The organism is Clostridium beijerinckii HUN142, assembly GCF_000621745.1.
In the GTDB taxonomy this organism is placed as follows: Bacteria; Bacillota; Clostridia; order Clostridiales; family Clostridiaceae; genus Clostridium; species Clostridium beijerinckii_A.
Window position 1 is genome coordinate 44,043 of the sequence record NZ_KK211337.1, and the last position, 26,425, is coordinate 70,467.

The window sequence follows — 26,425 nt, forward strand, 5'->3', positions numbered from 1 at the left end:
ATATATACTACGAACCATGGTACTATTAAAGATAAAATTATGAGGCTTCAGCCATCTGTACATAGACCAGTAAAAATAGGAGATGACGTATGGATAGGGCATAATGTTATTATTTTACCTAATGTAACTATTGGTAAAGGAGCTGTTTTAGGAGCGGGAGCAATAATTACTAAAGATGTTGAAGAATATGCTATAGTCGGGGGAAGCCCAGCTAGGGTATTAAAGTATAGGGAGTAGAAGCGTTTTAATTGATTTTGCAAAACTATAAAAAACAGCAGAAGGGAAATTATATGAGAACAGAAAACTCTATTAAAAATAGTGTAATTGGAATTTTTGGACAAGTATTTAATATAATTTTAAATTTTGTTAGTAGAACTATATTTATTTTTATATTGGGTGCTAACTATCTTGGTGTAAATGGTTTATTTACAAATATTTTATCCATGTTATCTTTAGCTGAACTTGGGATTGGTAGTGCCATAATTTATCATATGTATAAGCCATTAGCTAATAAAGATGAAGAAAAATTAAAGTCATTAATGCATTTGTATGCAAAAGCATATAGGTACATAGGACTTATAGTAGCTATAGTAGGATTAAGTATTGTTCCATTTTTAGGGACGATAATCAAAGATAAACCTAATGTAGAGCACTTGACGATAATATATTTATTATTTTTGGCTAATTCAGTTGTTAGTTATTTTTTTGCATATAAGACTTCAATAATTACAGCAGATCAAAAAAGTTATATCATTGCAATAAAGCAACAAGAATATTTGATGATTCAAATAATAATACAATCGGTAATTTTATTGTTAACTAAAAATTATATGTTATATTTATCTATTCAGATGATATTTACATTTTTATTGAACTTATCTATATCTAGAAAAGCTAATTTATTATATCCATTTCTTAAGTCTCGGGATATAAAGCCACTAGGGAGAGAAAATAAGAAGATTATTTTCAAACATGTAACTGCTATGATGTCCCATAAAATTGGAGCGGTTGTTGTCAATGGAACAGATAATATACTTATTTCATCATTTGTAGGAGTATATTGGGTTGGTTTGTACTCAAACTATGTAATGATTATAACTATGTTAACTAAAATTATAGGACAAATGTTTACTGCAATTACTGCTAGTATTGGAAACTTAAACGCACAAGAAAATAAGGAAAAGTCATATGATATATATAAAAAAGTGTTTTTTGTAAACTTCTGGATATTTGGCTTTTGTTCGATATGTTTAATAGTTCTGTTTAATCCATTTATTGAATTATGGGTAGGAAGTAAGTATATTATGTCAACTAATATAGTTTTGATAATAGTAATTAATTTTTATATGGGGGGGATGAGACAAGCCACTACAACCTATAACTCAACACTAGGATTGTTTTGGAACAATAGATTTAAACCATGGGTAGAGGCAACTATAAATCTTGTGGCATCAATTTTTTTATTACGCAGGTTTGGAATAGTTGGTGTATTTTTAGGAACCTTTATAAGTACAGTAGCTACATCATTATGGGTAGATTCATACGTATTATATAAGCATGGATTTAATGAGAAACTATCAAAATACTTTTCAAAATATTTTATATACACATGTATTACTATAATTGGTGGAGGGTTAACTCAATATATATCTTCATTATTTGTGGAAAATACATATTTGAATTTTGTATTTAGGTTAATAGATTGTTTAGTTGTTCCTAATATGGTATTTGTATTAGGCTGCTTAAAAATGAAGGAATTTAACTATGCTAAAAACTTAATCTTAAGCATTATGACAAAGAAAATTGAAGTAATTAGATAATTAATCACAATATTGAAACTGATATTATAAAAATTTGCTTTTTGTTAATACGCTTATTGAGCATTACGTATAATTAATGGAAGAAGTATATAAATAGGATATGTAAAGGAAGGAGATATATGAATATATTCAAAAGAATTTTTCTTGTTATACTAATAACTTCAATAAGTGTTGCTCAAACAGGAAGCGTAAAAATAATTTATCAGAAAGCACTACATTCTCAAGGATCAAATGTTCAAAGTGCAGATTCAAGAATAGCTAGAAACCATTTAAAGTTTAAAAGCACATCAACAACAGTGTGGGGCATAGGAGGGACACATATTCCAACCGTTAATGTATATAAACATTTAGCATTTCAAGGTGTAGATAATACACTTGTAGTAATGCTAAATATTAAATATGATACAGATCCTAATCCGGGTATGCTTCCAGATAACATAATTAAACAAGCACTTTCAAATGCTAATAAAGCAAATGTAAAAACAACAATGTTAAAACTCCATTTAGGTATGGATTATTGTGATTCATATAATAGATCAGCTTATCATCCTAATGAGAGAATATTTTTTAAGAATTGGAAGTCAATATGTCTTCATTATGCTCAAATGTGTAGTGATAACAATATTCCTATATTATGTATTGGCTGTGAACAGTCTCAACAAACAGTTGATGCAAATTATAGTTATTGGGAAAGTATTGTTTCAACAATACGCAATCAATATCCTAATCTTTTATTGACTTATGCAGCTAATAGTAGTGAGTATAAAGTAGATACTCCGCTAAAGTTCTGGGGATTACTTGATTTTATAGGATTTAACATGTACTTTCATTATACTGATAAATTAGTTAGCGAAAATCCAACATTAGATGAATTAATCCAATCTTATTATGCATCTGTTTTTAATGGAAAGTCTATGATTGATCTAATAAATATGCATGCAAATACTTTTAATAAGAAAGTTTTTATAACAGAAACGGGACTAATGCCTAAAGATATTGGGTTGTCAAAAGCGTATGATGAATCAAGTATAAATGAACCTACAACTTACGATGGCATTTCCTTGGCGATTAGAGCAGTATGCGATGGTTTATGCCAAAATAGCAATATAGTAGGATTCTCATGGTGGCATGCAAGCTCTCCATTTAATTATTTTAATGATAATGAAGTAACGAGTGCAGAACAGACCATGCACGATTATATAAAAAATGGTTTGATATAGGAGCTTAAGTTGTTCTCATAAAATTATCAATCACAATAACTTAACTAGATTCATATTTAGCAGGGTTTTTGTTTTAATAAATATTAACAAAGTCAGGAGGAATATTAATGAATAATAAAATAAGAAAAGCAATAATTCCGGCAGCAGGCCTTGGAACAAGATTTTTACCTGCAACTAAGGCGCAGCCAAAGGAGATGCTTCCAATAGTGGATAAGCCAACAATACAATATATTATAGAAGAAGCTGTTGCGTCGGGCATTGAAGAAATTCTTATTGTTACTGGTAGAAATAAAAAGTGTATTGAAGATCATTTTGATAAGTCTGTTGAGCTCGAAATGGAGCTTGAAAAAAATCATAAGGATCAATTATTAGAGTTAGTCAGAAATATTTCAGATATGGTGGATATTCATTATATAAGGCAAAAGGAGCCTAAAGGCTTAGGTCACGCCATTTATTGTGCCAAAAGTTTTGTTGGTGATGAGCCGTTTGCAATTCTTTTAGGTGATGATATTGTATATAATGAAGAAAAACCTTGTTTGAAGCAGCTTATTGACTGTTATGATGAGTACAAAACAACAATTTTAGGTGTTCAAAGTGTGGATGTTGAAAATGTATCAAAATATGGTATTGTTGATGGAGTTGAAATTGAAGATAGGGTGTGTAAGGTGAAAGATCTAATTGAGAAGCCAAATAAAGAAGATGCACCTTCGAACACTGCAATACTTGGTAGATACATAGTAACACCTGAAATATTTAAAATATTAAAGAATGTAAAACCTGGAAAAGGCAATGAAATTCAACTCACCGATGCACTGCTGGAACTTCTAAAAACTGAAGCTATATATGCTTATAACTTTGAAGGCAGAAGATATGATGTCGGAGATAAATTGGGATTCTTAGAAGCAACAGTAGAATATGCTTTAAGAAAGCCTCAACTTAAAGATGAGTTTATAGGATATTTAAGAAGTTTGATATAAAAAACTTCATTAAATATATATTTCCAAGTATCTTAGTTTTCTTACCCCTTTTATAAACGCATAGATACTTGGAATGAAATAAGATGATTCGTATATACAGACTTGATGTCTATAATTAAGTAAGCTCTGATACATTATTATAACAATTTAAGTTGAAAATATAGGAGGAAAAAACGTTGGAAGCTTACCAAAAAATAATAATAAATATTTTAAAGGCGTCTATATGGAAACAGAAGTTTAGATATGATAAGAACATTATTATTGATTGGCCGTTATTAATAATGGAAGCTAAGGAACATAACATAAGTTCGTTAATATACTATTCATTAGATAGAAGATATTTAGAAAATATAGATAGGCAGATATTAGAGCAATGGAAAAAAGAAATATTTATAGTGAATTTAATTCAAAGAAATAATATAAACGATATTTTAGGTATAATTGATGATTTAAAAAAATATGGAATTGAAATTATAGTCTTAAAAGGAATAGTACTTAGAGAATTTTACCCAAGACCGGAGTTTAGAACGATGGGAGATGGGGATATATTAATAAAAAAGAATGATTATGATAAAGTTAGAAGCTATTTAGTTAGTAAAGGCTATGAGTGTATAGATGAAGGAAAAAATGAAGTGCACCAAGGATTTACATCTAAAGGAAAATTAGAAGTAGAAGTTCATTGGAATTTGATAAACAATAAATATTTTAATGGTAATATTGAAGCATTTGAAAATAACTTATGGAATAATTCTATAGAGCTAAGTATAAACGAGAGTAAAACCAGAATGTTATCTTTCAACGATTTCCTTCTTCATATGCTTCTTCATATGGCAGTTCATGCAAAAGTTAGTGGATTTGGATTGAGGCAGCTATATGATTTATCAACATTTATAGTAAATAAATATAATGAATTAAATTGGAACGATATTATTAAAAAAGCAGATGAATATAAAATATTAAAATTTACACAAGGACTTATTTTAATTTGTAATAAATTATTTGAAATAAAAATTCCAAACGAAATATTTGATAATAAAGCAGTAAATGATAGAGAGCTGGATTTGTTATTAGAAAGTATTTTAAGATCCGGCGTTCATGGGAAAAAAGAAGAGATAGATGATTTTAAGATTTTATATAGATATGGAACAAATGAGTATCATATAGAAAGCAATTTATTAAGAATTATAAAATTTCTTTTTCCTGGAAAAAGTGAAATAATGTCAAGATATTCTTATGCAAAAAAGTCTTATTTTTTATTGCCAGTAGCATGGATACATCGTGCTTTTATAGGTATATGTATAAAATATGGGGTTATAAATATTTTTAGAAACTCAAAGAAAGCTGTTAATTTAGGAAAACAAAGAAATAAATTAATAAAATCATTTGAATTATAAGAAATGAAAATGATTTGATAATGCTATAACAGATATCTGTAAATTTAAAACAATAAAGTATATGAAATTAGGGGGAGAATAATGGATGCCAACACAAAAGTATGTCAATCTAGAGAAATAGATAGTGCAGATTTAAATGGAGAAAAAGTAATGATGAACCTAGATAAAGGTAAATACTTTGCTTTAAACTTAGTTGGAAGTCGTATTTGGGAGGTAATTCAGGAAGAGATTTATATTAAGGACATAATAAACATATTATTAGAAGAATATGATGTGGATAAGGCAACTTGTGAAAGAAACGTACTTGATTACTTAGGAGTATTAGAGAATGAGGAACTTATTACAGTTAAATAAACGGACAATAACTTTTAATATGTTAAAAACTTTTAGTAGATTAAAGCTTAAGGATAAAGTTTTAATAGTTAGAGTATTTGCACTTACAGCCATAGCAAGGAGTGCGATATTATTTATTCCATTTAAAAAGCTACGGAAATATATTGGGAAAATAAATGAAGAATCATCTTTCAATCTGAGTGATGAAGAGTATAAAATAGCAAGAAAAATATCATGGAGCATAAGTAAAGTTGCTAAATATACTCCGTGGGAAAGTAAGTGCTTAGTTCAAGCATTAACAGCACAATATTTATTATCACATTCTCATATAGAAAGCACTCTATATTTAGGTGTTTCGAAAGAAAACTATATAAATATAGAAAATAAGAAAGATAATAGCGATAAAGATGTAGGAAAATCTAATTTGGTAGCTCATTCGTGGATCAGGTGTGGAAGTTATTATGTTACAGGTGGAAATGGGACTGGTTTTAAGGTAGTGGCCAAATTTACAAGATATGAAAAATAGAACAAGTTTGAATAAAATTATTTGAATATATTATTAGTATTTAAATAATTTTATTCAAACAGATAATAGTGGACTAAGGGGAGGAAAGATGATTTCAAAAGATATTGAATACTATTATGAAGTTTATGGCTTAAAAATAAAATCAGATATTGAACTGCCAGAGTTAACACAGAGCAATGGATTAGATTATGAAATAAATATTTGTATAGGAAATACTCCAATTGATGTGTTAAAAAGTATAGAGCAAGGAAGAAATTTATATTTAGATTATAAGGAAATTTGGTTTAACATAAAGTCTGTTGGAACATATTTAATATATGATGGAAATACTATTGTGATTGATAAATATATAAATTCAGATATAGAGGATGTAAAAGCATATTTATTAGGTAGTGCTTTAGGATTAATTTTATTTCAAAGAAATACCTTAGCTATTCATGGAGGAACTGTTGTTATTAATAATAGAACATTAACTATAGTTGGAGATTCAGGTACAGGGAAATCTACACTAACAACTGCGCTAAGATTACATAAGTATTTATTCATGGCAGACGATGTTTCTGTTATTAGTGATAATCTCATGATTAATTCATCTTATCCTCAGCAGAAGTTATGTAAAGACACAATGCTAAAGTTAGGATATAAGTTAAGCGAATTCAAAAGAATTGATGATGATAGAGAAAAGTATAAGATACCTGTTGTTAGAGAGGAATTTATATCTGAACCTGTAAAAATGGGAGCGATTTGTGAAATAAAGATAGGAAATAATGAAAAAATAGAAATTGAAGAAATTAAGGGAAAAGAAAAATTGATAACTCTAATTAATAATATATATAGGATAGAATTGATTAAAAAAAGAGGAATTCAGCCAGAATATTTTAAGAAATGTCTAAAAATTGCTCAAAGTATTAAATTTTATCGTATGTATAGACCACAAAATAAATATACAGTTGATGATGAGATTAAAGTATTAGAAAATACCTTAGTAAATTTATAATCTTATACCATGGGGGAGTAGAATGAGTGGAGCAATATGCGGAATAATAAATACTGATGAAAAGTCAATCCATAGATTTAGTGAAAATAATATGATTGATAGTCTTAAGATATATAAATTGGATAACATAAGGACTATAAATAAAAATAATATATTCATGGGATGTGGATTATTAGAAATTGAACAGGACTCAAAAAATGAAGTACTGCCGTTTTGGGATAAGGCTAAAGGTTTGTTAATTGTTGCAGATGCATGCATATATAATAAAAAAGAATTATGTGCTTTGTTAGATATTAAGAAAAGCGGTATAACTGATGGGCAAATCATTTTATTAGCTTATGAAAAATGGAATGAAGAATGTCCTAAGTATTTAATTGGAGATTTTGCTTTTGTTATTTATGACGAGAAAGAGGACAAAGTGTTTTGTGTAAAGGATCATATGGGGAGCCGCAGTTTATATTATTCATATGAGAATGGGATATTTTCTTTTTCAACCGTTATTGAGCCATTGAAAAGTGGTAAGAAGTTAAATGAACGATGGATATGTGATTTTTTAGCGATGAAAAGTGTTGTGCATCAATTTGAACCTGAAGAAACTATTTATAGCAATATATATCAAGTTATGCCTGCTACGGCTATCGTTATTAGGGATAATAAGATTACTAAATATAAATATTGGAATCCATTAATAAATGAAAATGTCTTAAAATTAAAGTCAGATGATGAATATATAAGTGAATTTAAAAAAATATTTTTTGAAGCTGTAAATTGTAGATTAGATAGTGATAAAGAAATATCAATTATGCTTAGTGGAGGATTGGATTCTACTTCAGTAGCTTGCATTGCGGGAAGAAAATTAAAAAATAAGGGACAAAAATTAGTATCATACACATCAATCCCTATGGAGGGATATAAGGATAATACTTCTAAATATAGATTTGCAAATGAAAGTGAATATGTTGATAGTCTAAAAGATGTTATAGATAATTTAGAAATAAATTATTGTAAAAGCGAAAAAAAGGATTCAGTTAGTGATATAAAGAGATTCACTCGTATATTGGAGCAACCATATAAAACTTTTCAGAATATATTTTGGGTTGATGAAATAATGGACAAAGTAGAGAAAAGAAATTCCAAGGTTCTGCTTACGGGACAGTATGGTAATTTTTCAATTTCATATGGAGATTTTTTAGTTCATATAAAAACACTACTTGAAAGCAAACATTTCTATAAAGTTATTAAGGAAATATATGAATGTAGCAAAGTATATAATCAATCTATACTAACTACCTCGAAGTGCATTATAAGAGCTTTTAGAGAGTATAAGAATATAAGAAAAATTTCATCTATAAAAAAGAAATACGAACACTCTCCATTAAAGTTAGATTTAATTGATAAATGGGATATAGATAACAGAATAGAAAAAAGTAGATATGGGTCAATAAATTTAAAGTGTAAAAATATTAAGGAATACAGGCAGGACTTTTTGGATCCGGTAATGTTAACTCAAATTGGGAATATAGAAAGTAAGTTATCATTATCACATGGAATAGTGCAAAGGGATCCTACTAAAGACAAAAGGGTAGTTGAGTTTTGTTTAAGTTTACCTGCAGAGCAGTTTGTAAGAAATGGTCAAGAAAGGATATTAATAAAGAGAGCGATGAAAGGAATATTGCCAGATAAAATAAGGTTTAATTTTCTTACTAAAGGATTACAGAGTGCGGATTGGCTTCAAAGATTGCAGCCTAGGTATAATTATATATGTAATGAACTAGAAGCGGCTATTAAGGATAAGAAGAGTAATAAGTACTTAGATACTGAAAAGTTAAAGAAACAATTAAAATGTTTAAAATATAACTCAACGCATAATCGCTCTATGGATATGAAAATGATTATAACATCATTAGCATTATATAAATATTTAAATGATAAAGCCACATGAATTTAATTTGTTATAAATTTAATGCCATTATTATTAGTTTATAGGCATTAAGTTTAATATATATAAAATTTAGGAGGTATTGAGATGAATGAGACAAAATTAAAATGGAGTGAACCAGAGGTTATGGATTTATCCGTAAAAGATACTCAATTAGGGGGGCATTACTCTAGTTCCCCAGATGGAGCACCATGGCAGGACTCAAATGGTAATTGGCAAGAACCACATGGAAAATCATAAGATAAAAAATATCGTAGCTCAAAGACTCAAAAGATAAATCATTAATTATAATATAGATAAACCAACTTTAAAACTAGACTTATGTGATAACTTACCGAAATCATAAATATTTTGATTCCGAAAAGCTATGAAAATATCGCTGAAGGTTCTAATCAGCAGGTTGTATCTACTTTAGCATGCTCCAACTTTCAGTTTGACAAGCTAAAATGGAACAACCTACAGATAAGACCCTTTAACAGCTCGTTTTCAAATGTTTTCTCAACAAATATATTTATGATTTCTAGTGAAGATATGAACTTAAAGTTTTAGCAACTTTGTAAATATGTTCATCCAATAAGTTTAATTCTTAAATTGTTTATCTATAAGTTTAAATATCTAGAAGTTAAGGAGGAAGGCTAAAATTAATAAAACAAAGTTAAAATGGAGTAAACCTGATATTGTCAAATTATCAGTAAAAGATACTAAGTTAGGATCTGGCGGCTATGATGCTGCAGATGGAGCACCATGGCAAGATTCCAATGGTAATTGGCAAGAACCAAAAGGAAAATCATAAGATAAAAAGAAAACTTAAGAGATAATTTATATGGGTTATTAATGAAAAATTAGAATGAAGGACTGTTGTAGAATGCAACAGTCCTTTGTCATTCATTAGAAAGTTACAGTAGCATATGTAGATAAGTATAATATAATGTAATAAAAATATTAATGATAAGAGATGATACTATGCTTAAATATCCCGTATTGTATGTAAAAAAATTAGGAGTTGTGTGCTAAGATGGATAATAGTGATTTTTTTAATGCATTAAATATAACATCCATAAGAGAAAAAAATATTAAAGGAAAAGGAATTAAAATTGCAGTAATAGATTCAGGTGCAAACAGTTTTGATGGAAAGTTATTTATAAAAGGTGGATATAATTGTATAGGTAAAAATAATGATTATCATGATGATGATGGACATGGCACTTCTGTTGCTAGTATTATATCAAGTGTTGATTATGGAGTGGCTACAGAAAGCGATGTATATTCAGTAAAAGTGGACTTATCACTTGCAAATGAGGTAGTAATAAATCAAGTTGTTGAAGGTATGAGATGGTGTATTGATAATAATATGGATATTGTCAATATGTCGTTTGGATTTCCTGGTTATGAAAGTGATGAATTAGAGGCTATATGCCTTGAAGCAAAGAAAAAAGGAATTATTTTAGTATGTGCTGCAGGTAATACATCAATTAATGCATATTTGCCAATTCCAGCAAGATATGATTCTACAATTTCAATTTCTAATGTAGATAAAAATAATGTTATATCAGAAACATCTTCTTATTCTTTTGGAATAGATTTCTGTTGTTATGGAGAAAAAGTAGCAGCGTTAGATAAAAATGGAGAGAGTGTAATTGTATCTGGGACCTCGTTTTCATCAGCAATGGCTACGGGGATCATAGCTTTGTTAAGACAACAAAACCAAGATGTAACGTGTAGAGAAATGTATGAAATCTTAAAGGATAATTGCATAGATTTAGGTGATAAAGGTAAAGATTTATACTACGGATATGGATTAATTCAGGCAATTATACTACCTATCACTTACAAGAAAGAATACGAATTAATACTAGGAGATATACCCAAAAACATATATTTTCCACAATTAAAATTACAAGTTCAAGAATCCAATCAAGTAAATTCTAATATAGTTTTTCTACCAAATGAGATGGGATATGTTAAGTTTTTCGTGACAGATAGCAGCATAGCAACAGTAAGTGAACAAGGAATTGTCACAGGTAGAAAGGTTGGCACTACTAATTTGATAGCAATTTATAATAATAAAGCTACAGTTTGTGAAGTGAATGTCGTTAGTACTGATAATAATAATCCACCACCAGATATTCCTACTACGGATTTATTTAATTTAAAATATTTAAATGTATATAAAATGCATAATTCAGGAATAAAAGGAAAAGGGATTAAAATTGCTTATCTAGGATATGGATGTATATCAACTGATAAGATTAATGTTAGTAAATATGTTGATGTTACAAAGGAGAAAAGTAACTTTGTAGATTCAAATGGGTACGGAACTATATATACAAGCTTGATATCAGGAAAATTGATTGGAGTAGCACCGGAATGTGAGATGTATGTAATAAAGGAATCGGTAGATTATTCAGCTAGATCATATACAAATTGTCAGAATGCAGTTAAGTGGTGCATTGATAATAAAATTGACATAATCAATTTTGATAATGGTGTTCAGGACACGGTAGCTGATAGTTTATTAAAACAATGTTATGATGCGAATATTATTTGTGTAACTAATGGAGGGGGATGGGCTATAGGTCCTCAGCATAAATCTATTTACTCTATTACAGTAAATTATGTAACTCCTGATAAAAAGTTCATTAGCGGAGATGAAAATAAGACACCATTTACAGGAAGTTTTGTGGATTGTGTATCCTATGGTTATGGAGTTACTTGCGTAAATTCGAAGAATGAATATGATGTATATGAAATAGGAACAAATCCAAATAAAATATTTTTATGCGATGTAGCTGTAATGCAGGTAATGGGCTTATTAGCATTATTAAAACAACAAAACCCAGCAATAAATAATGCAGTTAAGGTTAGGGAACTGCTTCCAAAATTATGTGAACCATTATATGGAGGAAAGAACGATAATACTGGTTATGGATTATTAAAAGCTGATATTTTGCAATAATATGATATTTAAAATAAGGAATTGATTATAATTTATTGAGGTACAATTATAATTAATTCCTTATTTATATAAATAGTTGTAATCTATCGATAAGAAGTGCACAGAGTAAGGGTGGAATTTTCTAATTTATATATCTTATCGCAAATTGAAAGTGCAGATGGTCTATGAGTAATTATTATACATATAGGTTTAGGAATTAGGTTTTTAACTTGATTTAATATGTTTAATTCAGTCTCTGAATCCAATGAGGAAGTCGCTTCGTCTAGGATAAGAATTGGTCTTTTTCTTAAAAATGCTCTAGCAATAGCTAAACGCTGCGCTTGTCCTTCTGATAATCCAATTCCTCTTTCTCCTATAAGGGTATTCAATTTGTTTGGTAATGAATTAACGAAATCTAATGAAGAAGACATATTTAATGCTTCGAGAATCTGATTTTTAGTTGCCTCAGGATTACCAAATTTTAAATTTTCTAAAATACTACCAGAGAATAAAGTATTCCCTTGAGGAACATAAGAAATCAAATTTCTATGATTTGTATTTAAAATTTCTTCATTAATATATATATTTCCTTTGCTTGGGTAAATCAAACATAATAAAAGCCTTATTAATGTAGTTTTACCTTCGCCAGAAGGGCCTATAAGAGCAATTGTTTCACCATAGTTTATTGAAACGGAGATGTTTTCTAAAATAGTAGAAGTCGAAACATAACCAAAGTCTACATTTTCAAAATAAATTTTAGTATTTAAATAAGCAGTAGATTTAGTATAGTCATTCTCAATATAAGGAGTTATATGTATATCATTCTTTATTGCTTCGTTATTAGGAATTTCTAAAGTCATATTTTCTAGCTCAATCAATCTGTCTGCTGCTGATAATGCTGATACAAGTTGAGGAAAAGAACTAGATAAACCATAGATAGGAATTTGTATATTTGAAAATAACTGAAGCATAGCGGTTAAGTCTCCAAAAGCTGATACACCACTAATTGAAAGGCTAACTGTTCCCCAAATAAAAACAACAAAATATCCTAACATAGAGCTCAATGCTAAAAAGCCATTAGATATGGCTGAAAAATAGCTTTTCTTTATTGAAAGATTTAATTTTTCAGATTGAATCTTAGCTAAATCCTTAGATCTATTGTTTTCCAAGCAAAAACTTTTTACGATGAGGATATTATTAAAGCTTTCTTGCAAAAAGCGATTATAAAGAGTTTCCTTTTTTTGAATTTCTGTATAGAAGTAGCTTAGTTTCTTACCGTATACTTTACTTAGTAATATTAAGATGGGGAATATACCAATAGAAATTACAGACATTATTGGGGATATTGATAGGAGAGCAATGAATGACGAGAATAGCATTACTAGTAGGGAAATAATTGAAGGAATAGTACTTGTGATCGTGCTTGTTATAGTATTAACATCATTAGTTATGCGGGTAAGCAATTCAACGCTATGATATTTATTATGTTCCATCCATTTACTATAAATTATGTGATTATATAGTTTGCCTTGCAGCTTATTTCTTACACTTTCACAGACATAGGAAGATACAATTGTATTAATAGAATTTAAAATTATATTAGATAATAGTAATATCCCAAGAATTATTACCCATTTTACAGTTTCGGCTTTAATGTTTTGAGTTGAAGAGTCAATTAGGGATTTTACTACTAATGATCTACCTACAGTAAGGACTGAAAGAATAGAGCCAATTAAGATTATAAGTGAAATCCATAAAAATGAAGATTTACATTTATCATAGATCCAGCAAATGTTTCTAAAAATCTTTTTCATTAAATATTAGTTGCTATAGAATAACAACTTGTCCCTCCTTTTTTACAGGTAAGTTATTTAGAATTTAGGATAATACAAATAAATATTTTATAAGCAAGAGTAAAGGGGTATTTAATAATTTTATCATATATAGTAAAATATGTAAACAGTAAAAGGGCATATAGATAATCTCATTCAAGTGAAATATTCTATATTTAAAGTGGTGATTGAAATTGTAGTTGATAATTTTTACTAAAATGCGAATATTGATAGTTAGACCGTTATAATAAAGTAAATTAGTTACATATTTTGTTTTATTTTGTCTAATTTAAATACTAAGTATAATATAAGAAAAAATTATGATATAATGTTAAATAGTGATGTTATTAAATTTAATTAACTATTTAGGGGGAAGATTTTGTTGAGAAGATTAATGAAATTAATGATGTGTGTAATTTTAGATTAAACATTTGCTGATTATTATTTAAAATAATGATTAAAACTTAGAAAAAACTTTTAGGACATGCATTTAAAAATAGAAATTATAGGGAGTTTGACAAATGAACGAAGAAAACATAAGAATTGAAGAGTCCATTAGGATTGAAGAAATAATAAATATATTATTAAAAAGATGGAAGATGATACTTTCAATAACTTTACTTGCAACATTAACAGCCGGAATTATTAGTTTTTTTGTGATTGCACCAAAGTATGAAGCAAGCACAAAGGTATTTATAGGTAAAGAAAAGACAGATAGTAAGGATCAAAATTATAATAATAGTGATATTCAGATGTATCAGCAATTATTAAAAACTTATGCAGAAGTTATAAAAACTAATGCTCTAGTTGAAAAAGCTATTGATGCTGAAGGATTTCATTTGATTTCTAAAGATGTTCTTGAAGACTTAACTGTTACACCAGCAGCAAATACTCAGATTTTAGAAATAAAATACATAAGCAAGGATAGAAATTTAAGTAAAGAAGTATTAGATTCTGTAACAAACCAGTTTATAAAAACATCTACAGATCTTATACCAAATGGTAATGTAAAAATAGTAGAGCCAGCAGAATTGCCTGAAAATCCAGCTAGCCCTAATAAGAAATTAAATATTGCTATTGCATTTTTACTTGGACTTATGATAAGCGTTGGGTTAGCATTTTTATTAGAATTTTTAGATAATACATTTAAGAGCAAAGAACAATTAGAACAAATATTAGGAGTTCCTGTTATCGGTGCAATTCCTGATGATTTGGAATAGGGGGATAAAAGATGTTTTCAGCAAAGAGATTACATAAAGCAGTAGAAAATCAAGAATATAAAGGTTTTGTAGTTGAGAAAAAGCCAAAATCAATAGTATCAGAAGCGTATAGAACATTAAGGACAAACATTCAGTATTCATCCTTTGATAAAACAATTAAAACTATTGTAATTACTAGTGCGGAAGCAGCAGAAGGAAAGTCTACCGTGTCAGGGAATCTTGCATTATCTTTTGCTCAAAATGAAAAGAGAGTTATAATAGTTGATTGTGATCTGAGAAAGCCTTCAGTTCATAAGAATTTTAAACTATCAAACTTAAGCGGTTTGTCAGAAGTTCTTATAGGAAAAGAAGATTTATATAAGGTGATACAAAATCGTAACGAAAACCTTGATATATTAACATCTGGTAAGATTCCACCTAATCCATCAGAAATGTTATCTTCAACTGCTATGACTAATTTAATACAAAAGTTAGGAGAAAAATACGATATAGTAATTTTAGATAGTGCACCACTTCAAGCAGTTACAGATGCTCAAATACTTTCTACAAAAGCAGATGGAACCATACTTGTTGTAAGAGCACAAAGAACAAGTAGAGAATCAGTAATTGAGGCAAAGAATTTATTAACTAAAGTTGGAGCTAATATATTAGGGACTGTACTTCATGCAGTAGAAAATACTAGAGGTAAATACTACTACTATTACGGAAGCAGTGAAGAAGGTAAGTAGATATCCAAATTTGAACTTAGATTTATGTCATAACTTACCGAAATTATAAATATTTTGATTCCGAAAAACTATGAAAATATCGCTGAAGGTTCTAAGCAGCAGGTTGTATCCAATTTAGCATGTTCCCACTTTTAGTGTGACAAGCTAAAATGGAACAACCTACAGCTAAGAACCTTTAACAGCTCATTTTCAAATATTTTCTCCACAAATATATTTATAATTTCTAGTAAAGACATGAATTTAAAGTTCTAGCAGATTTGTTTATCTAATAAGTCAGAGGTTTAAATTGGATATATAATTACAGTTTAGCCTCTAATGTAACGCTTCCACAAAAGCAAGATCTTTATTTCTGGTATAGAGTATATTTCATTAATAGGTATAGTTTGGGAAGTTAGATATCTTGTGAATAAATTGTATATAATCTAGAATTAAGTGAAGAATAGTGATTTTATCTCTATTGGAATACTTCCGATATGAGCGAGCTTAGAATATAGATATCTACTGGGAGCGAATAGTTGTTATATGATTTGGAATTGAGTGTTAATAGATGTCTTTTTTTGATGATTGATTTTTTTATTTTAGAGGAGAGGGATAGTTATGATAGTAGATATTCATTCGCATATAATACCTGGGATTGATGATGGATCTAAGGATATGGAAATGACTTTGGAAATGCTTAGAAATGCGGAAAAAGATGGCGTTAAAGAAATTGTAGCTACTCCTCATTATTTACTTGAGTATGGAGAAGCTACAATTGATGAAGTTAAGAATTATGTGAAAGAAATTAATAATATTTTAGGAAAAGAGAACATAGATATAAAGATATATAGTGGTCAGGAAGTCTATTATACTGAAAAGATAATAGAATACTATATGCAAGGAAATATTGGAACTCTAAATGATTCTAGATATATGCTTGTTGAATTTCCGATGAGAAAGTTTGATGAAAGTATATTTGATACACTTTATGAGCTTCAAGTAAGAAATATAGTTCCAGTAATTGCGCATCCAGAAAGGTACATTCCTATTATAGAAGATCCTAAAAATATTAATAAGTTTATTAATGAAGGTTATTTGTTTCAGGTAAATGCAGGGAGTATAGATGGGAGATTCGGAGAAAAGATTCAAAAGACAGCTAATATACTTCTAGATAATGGTATATATAACTTTATAGGTTCAGATGCTCATAATATTAATAGAAGAAATACTGGTCTTAGTACGGCTTTGGATTTAATAAATAAAAGCACCATTAAGAATATATTTAAAGAAAGCTCTGAAAAAATCCTGAATAATGGAGAAGCGAAGTTTCTAGGAGAGAAAATTAAAGAAAAAAAATCGATATTTTGGTTTTTAAAGAGATAAAACCATTATTTCATGTCTAAGAATGGAATAAATTTCATAGTATGGATTGTCGAATATATATTAACAAATTATTAATTATGTGGTATAATCTGAGACAGAGAAACGCTGATCCATATGTTTATCTGGGCACTTTATATATGGTGAGTTATTAGTGCAACCGGCTTTAATTTGTGTTAAGGTTGGTTGCTTTTTGTGAATAATAAGGGGAAAAATTGTTCGTTTGGTGATAATGAGTTTTAGGGGGGAGTAGTATGCAGCAGTTAGAATTTAACAGTGAGGAAGTTTTGTTTAAAGAACAACTAGAAACAGAAGACGTCAGAATAGGATATTGTTTTTTAAAGAGAACTATGGATGTGGTTTGTTCATCTATTGGACTTATAATTTTAAGCCCAATATTTTTAGTTGTGGCCATTTTAATCAGATTAGAATCTGAAGGAAACTCTATCTTTTCACAAGAGAGAGTCGGAAGAAATGGCAAAAAATTCAGGATGTATAAATTTAGATCTATGGTGGTCAATGCAGAAGAACTAAAGGACAAGCTAAGAGCTAAAAATGAAATGACTGGACCAATGTTTAAAATGAAAGAAGATCCAAGGGTAACTAAGGTAGGGAGATTCATAAGAAAAACAAGTATAGATGAACTGCCTCAATTAGTTAATGTTTTAAAGGGTGAAATGAGTTTAGTTGGGCCGAGGCCATCACTGCCCAAAGAAGTAGTGAAATTTGAGGGCTGGATGATGGAAAGATTAACTGTTAAGCCGGGTCTTACTTGTTATTGGCAGGTGTCTGGAAGAAGCGATATTGGATTTGAAGACTGGATGAGATTAGATGTTAAGTATGTTAGAGAGAGAAATACTCTAGTTGACATAAAGTTAGTTTTAAAAACATTTGGGGTGTTTTTTGGTGATGAACATGCAAGATAGGGGAAGTAATATGAAAATAGTAGTAGCAGGGACAGGATATGTAGGATTGGTTACAGGAGCATGTCTTTCGGAAGTTGGGCACAGTGTGACTTGTGTAGATATTGATGAGACAAAGGTTGAAAAGATGAAACAAGGAATTTCACCTATATATGAGCCAGGATTAGATGAACTTTTAAAAAGAAACCATGATGAAGGAAGATTAGATTTCACAACAGATTACATCAATGCATATAAGGATGCTGATTTAGTATTTATAGGAGTCGGTACTCCAGAAAGAGAAGATGGTTCAGCTAACTTAGATTATGTGTTTAACGTTTGCAAGCAAATAGCAGATAATGTAGAAAAAGATTGCTTAGTAGTAGTTAAATCAACAGTGCCAATAGGTACTAATGATAAGGTTGAGGTGTTTTTAAAAGAAAATGCGAAGAATAGTGTTCATGTGGAAGTGGCATCAAACCCAGAATTTTTAGCTCAAGGGACAGCAGTTGTAGATACGTTACATGCTAAAAGAATAGTAATTGGTGTTGAATCAAAAAAAGCAGAAAATATTTTAAGAGAAGTTTATGAAAGATATAATCAGCCAATAGTAGTGACAAATAGAAGAAGTGCAGAAATGATAAAGTATGCTTCAAATGATTTTCTGGCACTTAAGATTTCTTTTATGAACGAAATAGCTAACTTCTGTGAAATAGTTGGAGCGGATGTAGAAGATGTAGCTAAAGGAATGAGTTTTGATCCAAGAATAGGAGATAAATTCTTAAAAGCAGGAATAGGATATGGTGGCTCATGTTTTCCTAAAGATACAAAGGCACTTCATTGGTTAGCCAATGACAATGGATACGAACTAAAAACAATAAAAGCTACAATTGAAGTGAACCAGAATCAGAAATATAAATTATTTAGAGCGGCAAAACAAAGATTTGGTTCTCTAAAAGGATTAAAAGTAGCAGTCTTAGGCTTGACATTTAAACCGGGAACTGATGATTTAAGAGAAGCTCCATCAATTCCTAATGTTAGAAGATTATTAGATGAAGGCGCAGAAATAGTGGCCTATGACCCAGTAGGAATTGATAATTTTAAGAAAGTTTATCCAAATCAAATAGAATACGTAAATACACCAGAAGAAACATTAAAAGATGCAGATGTTGCATTTATATTTACAGAATGGGATGAAATAAAAGAAGTAGATTTAAATGTATATGTAGAGTTAATGAAGACTCCTGTTGTGTTTGATGGGAGAAATTGTTATGCAATAAATGAGGTAGAGAAATTTGGAGTAGAATACCATTCTGTTGGAAGACAAGCTATTTTAAATTTAGAAAGTGATTTGAATGGAGAAGTTGCAACGACATTAGAGTAATATAAGGGGATTTTAAATAATGAAACATGTATTTATCATAGGTTCAAAGGGTATACCAGCAAAATATGGGGGATTTGAGACCTTCGTTGAAAAGTTGACAGAAGGACAAAAAATTAAAGAAATAAAGTATCATGTTTCCTGTTTATCAGATAATTCTAAGGAATTTGAACATAATGGAGCAAGATGTTTTAATGTAAAAGTGCCTAATATAGGTCCAGCAAAAGCAGTTTATTATGATATAGAGGCATTAAAAAAAAGTATTAATTATATAAAAGCAAACAAAATAAGAAATTCGATAGTATATATTTTAGCTTGTAGAATAGGACCATTTGTCGGTCATTATAAAAAAGAATTAAAAAAATTAGGCGGAACTTTAATTGTTAACCCAGATGGACATGAGTGGAAAAGAGCAAAATGGAATAAAGCTATAAGACAATATTGGAAGATATCTGAGAAATGCATGGTTAAACATGCAGATTTATTAGTATGCGATTCAAAGAATATTGAAAAATATATAAAAGAGGATTATAAGCAATATAATCCTAAAACAACATTTATAGCTTATGGAGCAGATATGGAAAAATCAAAATTATCTGATGATGATTCTAATTTACTTGAATGGTACAAAGAAAAAAGTGTTACGAAGAAGGAATACTATTTAGTTGTTGGTAGATTTGTTCCTGAAAATAATTATGAAACTATGATAACTGAATTCATGAAATCAAGCACAAGTAAAGACTTTGTTTTAATAACCAATGTAGAGAAAAATAAATTTTATGAAGAATTAAGAAAGAAAACAAGTTTCGATAAAGACGAAAGAATAAAGTTTGTTGGTACTGTTTATAATCAAGAATTATTAAAGAAGATTAGAGAAAATGCATATGGATATTTACATGGGCATGAGGTTGGAGGAACCAATCCATCTCTTTTAGAAGCGCTAGCTACGACTGATTTGAATCTTTTATTGGATGTTGGATTTAATAGAGAAGTTGGGGAAGATGGAGCCTTATATTTCACGAAAGAAAGTGGGAATTTAGCAGTATTAATTAATAATTTGGAAACATATGATGAAGTTGCCGCTACTGTTTATGGAAATAATGCGAAACAACGAATTAATAAAGAGTATACATGGAATAAAATAATTAATGATTATGAAAAGATTTTTGTGGTAGGCTGAAAAATTAAAATTATATAAAATTATTTAGGTATCTGCATAGTTTTATATATGAACAAAATATTAATAAGGATGTTATTATATGAAGCGAATATTATATTTACATGCTGGAGCGGAATTATATGGAGCTGATATTGTTTTACTAGAATTACTAAAAAATATAGATAAGAGGAAATTTAAGCCATATGTTATATTACCATGCGATGGACCATTAGTTGCAAAATTAAAAGAAAACGAGATTGAAGTTGATATTATACCATATCCGATATTAAGGAGAAAGTTTTTTACACCTATTGGAGTATTGAGATACATTAATGATTATATAAAATATTCAAAAATAATATCTAAAATATCAATTGAGAAAAATATACAGATAGTTCATACAAATACAGCGGCAGTTTTAGAAGGCATATATATAAAGAGAAAATTAAAAATACAACAAATATGGCATATACATGAGATAATAGTTAATCCTAGAATTGTACACAAATTTTTAAGTTTTCTAATATCTAAGTATGGGAATTATGTAGTAACTGTTTCTAAGGCAGTAAAAGAACATTTAGAAAGTACAGGTTATTTTAAAAATGACATAAAAGTAATTTACAACGGAGTGGATAACAAAATTTTTAATCCTCGAAATGATAAGGAATATATAAAAGAAGAATTTAATATACCAGATGATAATATTATAGTTGGTATGATTGGCAGAGTAAATGCGTGGAAAGGCCAACCAGATTTTTTAGAAGCAATTGATTTTGTATTAAAGAGAAATAAGAATGTTTATGCAATGTTAGTTGGAGGTGTGTTTGAAGGAGAGGAATGGAGAGTTAAGGAAATAAAGAAAAAAATAAAATCTATGGAAAACTCAGATAGGATAATATTCAGCGATTATAGAAATGATAGTAAAAATATACATTCACTTTACGATGTATTTGTACTACCAAGTATCAATCCAGATCCACTACCAACAGTAGTTTTAGAGGCAATGGCAACTGGAACGCCGATAGTAGGTTATAGGCATGGTGGCATATGTGAAATGGTAAAGGAAAATGATAATGGTTTATTGGCTGATGTGAGAAATACAAAAGATTTAGCGGATAAAATAAATATTCTAGTTGATGACGGGAAGTTGAGAAAGGATTTTGGGAAGAACTCATTAACTAGGCAAATGCAGATGTTTTCTTTAATTAGTTATATAAAAAATTTTGAAGATATATATGAAGGAAAAGTGTGAATTTAAATGGAAAATATAGAATTGAGCATAATTATTCCCATATATAATGTAGAAAAGTATTTAAGAAATTGTTTGGATAGTGTAATTAATCAAACATTAGATTCAATTGAAATTATTATGGTAAATGATGGTTCTACAGATAATAGTGGACGAATATGTGAGGAGTATAATAGAAAGTATGCTAATATTAGATTGATCTCTCAGCGGAACAAAGGATTAGGGGCAGCAAGAAATGAAGGGATAAGACATGCACGGGGGAGATATATAGGATTTGTAGATAGTGATGATTACATATTAAAGGATATGTATAAAGAAATGTTAAGTGTTGCTATGGGTGATGATTTAGATTTAATTATTTGTGCAGTTAAAATGTATTATGAAGAGAGTAAAAAGCAAAGAATTATAGAAAATATTATTAATGAAGAAAATATCATAGCAAGAAAAGAATTAATTAAACATATTCTTAGCAGAAAAATACAATGCTTTGCTTGGAATAAAATTTATAAACGAGAATTATTTGATGGTATTAAATATGAAGAAGGCGTGTATTACGAGGATATGTTTACCATGTATAATATAGCGTTAAGGTGTAAGAAAGCTAAAGTAATTACAAAGCCGTTCTATATTTATAGGCAAAGAGAAAATAATATAACTAGTAAAGTGAGTTTGAAGCATATAAATGATTTCAATTTAGCAGTTGAAAAAGTAAGCAATAAATTTATAAATGGAGAGTTTTATGATAATAATTTATTAATGGCTTTTAATATTATTTCATTGAATACTAGTCTAGATTTATATATAAGGCAGAAGAATTTTACTAATAAAGAAATTTATAAAGATTATAAGGAAGTGTATAATGGATTCCAGAAATACAACTTGTTAGAAATAATAATTAATAAATATATACCATTTAAATATAAGAAAAATTACATTCTTTTTAAGATTGGTATTTTACCTGTTCTAAAAAAAATAGTAACAATATTAAAATAATAAGGAGTGTTTTTCATGGTTAGTATAATTATACCAACTTATAATAGAGCAAAATGTATTTCTAGAGCGATAGAAAGTGCAATACAACAAACATATAAGGATATTGAGATAATTGTTGTGGATGATAATTCTAGAGATGAAACTTCAAATATTGTAGAAACTTACACTAAAAACTACAGCAACATAAAATATATAAAACATAGTGTGAATAAGGGCGGATCAGCTGCAAGAAATACTGGAGTAAGAAATTCAAATGGAGACATAATTGCTTTTCTAGATAGTGATGATGAGTTAGCAAAAGATAAAATAGAGAAATGTATTAGGATATTTAATGAAAAAAAAGATGTAGCAATGATTTATACAGATGTTTATTTTATAAACGAGATAAATAAAAAAGAATATATAAAAGAAAGAGAGGATTGGGATAATAGTTATCTTAAGTTATTAAGAAACAATATTATTGGAGGAACTTCTTCAATTGTAGTTACTAAAGAAGCTTTTTCTAAAATTAATGGATTTAATGAGAGTTTGCCAAGTTGTCAAGATTGGGACTTTTATATTAGATTGGCAAGAAATTATAGACCATATAGGTTAGCAGAACCGTTGACTAAATATTATATTCATCCAGAAAGCATTTCTGGAAATAAAAATAATGCAATTAATGGTCACTTGTATATTATGGAAGAAGTTAAAAGTATACTTAGTGAAGATTTTAATAAAAAAATGATAAATAAAATTATAGCTGAACAATGCGTAACAATAGCACAAATATATAGCAATTTTAATGATTTTGAAAATGCTAAAATATATTATAGTAATGCTTTAAGATTAGATTTAGCAAATAGAAAAGCAATAAAGAATTGTATATTAACGTTTCTAGGAAGCGATTTATTTATACGCGTAAAGAAATATTATTCTAAGAAAAAAAATTCACTTTTTCATAGCACTAATTAATATAATATGGAACAAAAATATATAAGGGAGTTTATAAGTATTATGAAAATAGCTTATTGCATTATATGCCACAAGTATACAAAAATATTGAAACAAACTGTAGATTTATTATTTAATAATAATGATATATATATACATGTAGACTTGAAAAGTAATATAAAAGAGTTTTTTGCAATAAAAGATAAGGTTACATTTATAGACGAGAGAATAGATGTAAAATGGGGGAGTTTTAGTCAAGTAGAGGCAACAATTAATTTGTTAGAAAATACAAAACATAAAAGATATGATTATATATTTTTATTATCGGGAGATTGTTTACCATTAAGAAGTGATAGCAAAATAAAAGAAACATTAACCAACAATAAGAATAAAGAATATGTAGCACTAGATATACATTTTTCCCAAGAAGAAATTAATAAAAGAGTAAAAAAATTATATAGTAATGTATATTATAGCAAAAATAATAACTTTATAAATCGTATTATAAAAAAGATTATATATAAGTATTTACCTGAAAATGAACTATTAGATAGGCTTCCTAAGCTTTATAAAGGTACTAATTGGTTTGGAATAACTGAAGAGCTAAGGAATTACATATTAGAATATATTGATGTAAATAAATGGTATATTGATGCCTTTAAACAATCATTTTGTTGTGATGAGGTATTCTTTCATACAATTATATTTAATTCTAAATATAAAGAGAATATATATCAAGCAAATGATAAATCCAATATTTGTTTTCAAGCACTTAGATATATTGATTGGAAAACGGGCCCAGATTATCCAAGGACTTTAGACGAAACTGACTTTAAAAAAATGAAAGAGTCTGAGTGTCTATTCGCAAGAAAATTTAATAATAAATTGGATATTAATTACTACATAAATGAATTTATATTATAAAAATATTTGACTATAGATTTAAAAACAAGAAATATAAATTATTATATTAATAAATTAAACAATGCTGAAGATGAAAGAATTGCTTTTAAGTGAATGTGCATATTATAAGCTCAAATCAGCTGAATTTTAATGCCATGTTTTGAAAAGAATATTCAAGGTAATTTATATGGAGAAGTATGGTTAATTTTATTTTTACGAAATGTAACATATGAAAAGTGTTTAGCAAATTAATGGTGAATGATAACTTAAATTATTTAATAATAATTTAAAAATAAAATAATGTAATACATAGGAGAGAATATGAACATTTGTTTTCTAACATCTACTATTTTTGATTTGGGTGGAGTCCAAAGGGTTGTATCTGTCATAGCTAGCGAGTTAGTTAATGAACACAATATCACCATATTATGTACTAATGGTGATTATATGATAAATAGAGAATTATATAATTTAAATAAAGAAGTAAAAGTTATAGTGAAAGATGATATATTTAAGAAAAAGCTATGGACTAAAATATATTCAAGATTATTAAGGATGTTAAATAGTAAAATAGGATTTTTAGATAATGAGAAATGTGCTGGATTCTTAATAGGGGCATATTATCCGATTGAGATTCAGAATAGGTTTATAAACTATTGCAATGCAAAAGATTATGATGTAATAGTGGGAATTGGTGGTGACTATAGTTTACTTCTTAGTATTATTGGAGATAAATTAAAAGCAAAAACTATTGCATGGCAACACAATTCATACGATGCATATTTTAATACACCTCATAGATATAACTGGAAACAAGATAAATTTTTTAAAAAGTTTGTAAAAAATTTGGACAAATATATAGTGTTAACTAATGAAGATAAATACCTTATAGATAAAAATTTTAATATAGATAGTGAAAGGATATACAATCCTTGCAGTTTTACATCTTATAAAAAATCAAATTGCAAGGAAAAAAATATCGTATTTGTGGGAAGATTAGCTGAAGAGCAAAAAGGGTTAGATTTACTTATAAAGGCATTTTATAAAGTCTCACTAATTCATAATGATTGGAAATTATATATAGTTGGAGATGGCGAGGATAGAGACAATATTTATGATTTAATTTGCAATTTGAAATTGAATAGTAAAATTAGGTTAAAACCATCTACGAGTAAAATAGAAGAATATTATTTGAATTCATCTATACTTGTTTCATCATCTAGATGGGAAGGATTTGGTTTAGTTATAACAGAAGCGATGGAATGCGGATTACCAGTTATAGCATTTGCTAACTCTGGTCCTAAAGAAATAATTAATAAACCAAATGAAAATGGTATTTTAGTTCAATGTGGTAATATTAATGAATTAGCAGAATCTATAATTGACCTAATCGAAAATGAAGAAAAAAGGGAAAGAATAGGAAAGGAATCTGTAATAAGAGCTAAAGACTTTTCAATCAGAAAAATATATGAGGAATGGAATAGGATTTTACAGAATTTATAAAATTAATAAATATAATTAATTTTATAAATTCTATAATGTACAATCTTATGCAGAGATAAAAATTGGTCTAATAATATATAAGCTATAAAGTATATATAAAATTTTGCCATGTCTAAGGTGAA

The 26,425-nt window shown here is 28.3% G+C and carries 22 protein-coding genes, 1 pseudogene and 1 riboswitch; of the genes and pseudogenes, 22 read left to right on the forward strand and 1 reads right to left on the reverse strand.

What is annotated here, in order from left to right:
* Window positions 1–75 precede the first annotated feature (75 nt).
* The 11 genes and pseudogenes from T483_RS32695 to T483_RS0123920 all read left to right on the forward strand — a co-directional run.
* A pseudogene (locus T483_RS32695) lies at window positions 76–231 on the forward strand (DapH/DapD/GlmU-related protein); the annotation flags it as partial.
* Between the two features lie 59 nt (window positions 232–290).
* Window positions 291–1,820 carry a lipopolysaccharide biosynthesis protein gene (locus T483_RS0123875; RefSeq protein ID WP_026889082.1) on the forward strand — a complete coding sequence of 510 codons (1,530 nt, stop codon included), beginning with the start codon at window positions 291–293 and terminating at the stop codon, window positions 1,818–1,820.
* A 119-nt stretch (window positions 1,821–1,939) separates the two neighbouring features.
* Window positions 1,940–3,040 carry a glycoside hydrolase family 113 gene (locus T483_RS0123880; protein ID WP_026889083.1) on the forward strand — a complete coding sequence of 367 codons (1,101 nt, stop codon included), beginning with the start codon at window positions 1,940–1,942 and terminating at the stop codon, window positions 3,038–3,040.
* Window positions 3,041–3,147: 107 nt separating this feature from the next.
* Window positions 3,148–4,017 (forward strand): UTP--glucose-1-phosphate uridylyltransferase GalU, encoded by an 870-nt coding sequence (gene galU / locus T483_RS0123885; RefSeq protein WP_026889084.1) that lies wholly within the window; start codon window positions 3,148–3,150, stop codon window positions 4,015–4,017.
* A 176-nt stretch (window positions 4,018–4,193) separates the two neighbouring features.
* Window positions 4,194–5,411 (forward strand): nucleotidyltransferase domain-containing protein, encoded by a 1,218-nt coding sequence (locus T483_RS0123890; RefSeq protein ID WP_026889085.1) that lies wholly within the window; start codon window positions 4,194–4,196, stop codon window positions 5,409–5,411.
* An 81-nt stretch (window positions 5,412–5,492) separates the two neighbouring features.
* The gene (locus tag T483_RS0123895) at window positions 5,493–5,765 is read left to right on the forward strand and encodes a lasso peptide biosynthesis PqqD family chaperone (protein ID WP_026889086.1); all 273 of its coding nucleotides are present in this window, start codon (window positions 5,493–5,495) and stop codon (window positions 5,763–5,765) included.
* Window positions 5,740–6,270: a lasso peptide biosynthesis B2 protein gene (locus tag T483_RS0123900; protein ID WP_051560551.1), complete on the forward strand. Its 531-nt coding sequence runs from the start codon at window positions 5,740–5,742 to the stop codon at window positions 6,268–6,270. The genes T483_RS0123895 and T483_RS0123900 overlap by 26 nt, the downstream gene beginning before the upstream one ends.
* Window positions 6,271–6,358: 88 nt before the next feature.
* A complete protein-coding gene (locus tag T483_RS0123905) occupies window positions 6,359–7,267 on the forward strand; it encodes a hypothetical protein (RefSeq protein ID WP_026889088.1) in 909 nt (302 codons plus the stop codon).
* Window positions 7,268–7,289: 22 nt separating this feature from the next.
* Window positions 7,290–9,209, forward strand: a complete 1,920-nt coding sequence (locus T483_RS0123910; RefSeq protein WP_026889089.1) for an asparagine synthase-related protein — start codon at window positions 7,290–7,292, stop codon at window positions 9,207–9,209.
* Between the two features lie 84 nt (window positions 9,210–9,293).
* Window positions 9,294–9,446 (forward strand): hypothetical protein, encoded by a 153-nt coding sequence (locus tag T483_RS31320; RefSeq protein WP_155268540.1) that lies wholly within the window; start codon window positions 9,294–9,296, stop codon window positions 9,444–9,446.
* 775 nt (window positions 9,447–10,221) lie between these two features.
* Window positions 10,222–12,162, forward strand: coding sequence for a S8 family serine peptidase (locus tag T483_RS0123920; RefSeq protein WP_026889090.1), 1,941 nt, complete (start codon window positions 10,222–10,224; stop codon window positions 12,160–12,162).
* Between the two features lie 83 nt (window positions 12,163–12,245).
* Here the strand turns inward: T483_RS0123920 and T483_RS0123925 are convergent, their stop codons facing one another.
* Entirely contained in the window at window positions 12,246–13,955 is a 1,710-nt protein-coding gene (locus tag T483_RS0123925; RefSeq protein ID WP_026889091.1) for an ABC transporter ATP-binding protein, read from the reverse strand.
* Between the two features lie 539 nt (window positions 13,956–14,494).
* On the opposite strand from T483_RS0123925, the gene T483_RS0123930 reads away from it, so the two are divergent.
* The 11 genes from T483_RS0123930 to T483_RS0123980 all read left to right on the forward strand — a co-directional run bounded on the left by T483_RS0123930 (window position 14,495) and on the right by T483_RS0123980 (window position 26,303).
* Window positions 14,495–15,193: a YveK family protein gene (locus T483_RS0123930; protein ID WP_026889092.1), complete on the forward strand. Its 699-nt coding sequence runs from the start codon at window positions 14,495–14,497 to the stop codon at window positions 15,191–15,193.
* An 11-nt stretch (window positions 15,194–15,204) separates the two neighbouring features.
* Entirely contained in the window at window positions 15,205–15,921 is a 717-nt protein-coding gene (locus tag T483_RS0123935) for a CpsD/CapB family tyrosine-protein kinase (RefSeq protein ID WP_026889093.1), read from the forward strand.
* Window positions 15,922–16,518: 597 nt separating this feature from the next.
* On the forward strand, window positions 16,519–17,283 hold the full coding sequence (locus tag T483_RS0123940; RefSeq protein WP_080697139.1) for a tyrosine-protein phosphatase: 765 nt from the start codon (window positions 16,519–16,521) through the stop codon (window positions 17,281–17,283).
* 89 nt (window positions 17,284–17,372) lie between these two features.
* Window positions 17,373–17,455, forward strand: a riboswitch (cyclic di-GMP riboswitch).
* A gap of 79 nt (window positions 17,456–17,534) precedes the next feature.
* Window positions 17,535–18,206 (forward strand): sugar transferase, encoded by a 672-nt coding sequence (locus T483_RS0123945; protein WP_026889095.1) that lies wholly within the window; start codon window positions 17,535–17,537, stop codon window positions 18,204–18,206.
* Window positions 18,207–18,216: 10 nt separating this feature from the next.
* Window positions 18,217–19,566: a UDP-glucose dehydrogenase family protein gene (locus T483_RS0123950; protein ID WP_026889096.1), complete on the forward strand. Its 1,350-nt coding sequence runs from the start codon at window positions 18,217–18,219 to the stop codon at window positions 19,564–19,566.
* A 19-nt stretch (window positions 19,567–19,585) separates the two neighbouring features.
* Window positions 19,586–20,743, forward strand: coding sequence for a beta 1-4 rhamnosyltransferase Cps2T (gene cps2T, locus T483_RS0123955; RefSeq protein WP_026889097.1), 1,158 nt, complete (start codon window positions 19,586–19,588; stop codon window positions 20,741–20,743).
* Between the two features lie 79 nt (window positions 20,744–20,822).
* Window positions 20,823–21,974, forward strand: a complete 1,152-nt coding sequence (locus T483_RS0123960; protein ID WP_026889098.1) for a glycosyltransferase family 4 protein — start codon at window positions 20,823–20,825, stop codon at window positions 21,972–21,974.
* A gap of 6 nt (window positions 21,975–21,980) precedes the next feature.
* Window positions 21,981–22,964 carry a glycosyltransferase family 2 protein gene (locus T483_RS29795; protein ID WP_051560558.1) on the forward strand — a complete coding sequence of 328 codons (984 nt, stop codon included), beginning with the start codon at window positions 21,981–21,983 and terminating at the stop codon, window positions 22,962–22,964.
* A 15-nt stretch (window positions 22,965–22,979) separates the two neighbouring features.
* Window positions 22,980–23,918 (forward strand): glycosyltransferase family 2 protein, encoded by a 939-nt coding sequence (locus T483_RS29800; protein ID WP_051560560.1) that lies wholly within the window; start codon window positions 22,980–22,982, stop codon window positions 23,916–23,918.
* A gap of 42 nt (window positions 23,919–23,960) precedes the next feature.
* Window positions 23,961–24,821: a beta-1,6-N-acetylglucosaminyltransferase gene (locus T483_RS0123975; protein WP_026889099.1), complete on the forward strand. Its 861-nt coding sequence runs from the start codon at window positions 23,961–23,963 to the stop codon at window positions 24,819–24,821.
* A gap of 300 nt (window positions 24,822–25,121) precedes the next feature.
* Window positions 25,122–26,303: a glycosyltransferase family 4 protein gene (locus tag T483_RS0123980; protein WP_026889100.1), complete on the forward strand. Its 1,182-nt coding sequence runs from the start codon at window positions 25,122–25,124 to the stop codon at window positions 26,301–26,303.
* Window positions 26,304–26,425 lie beyond the last annotated feature (122 nt).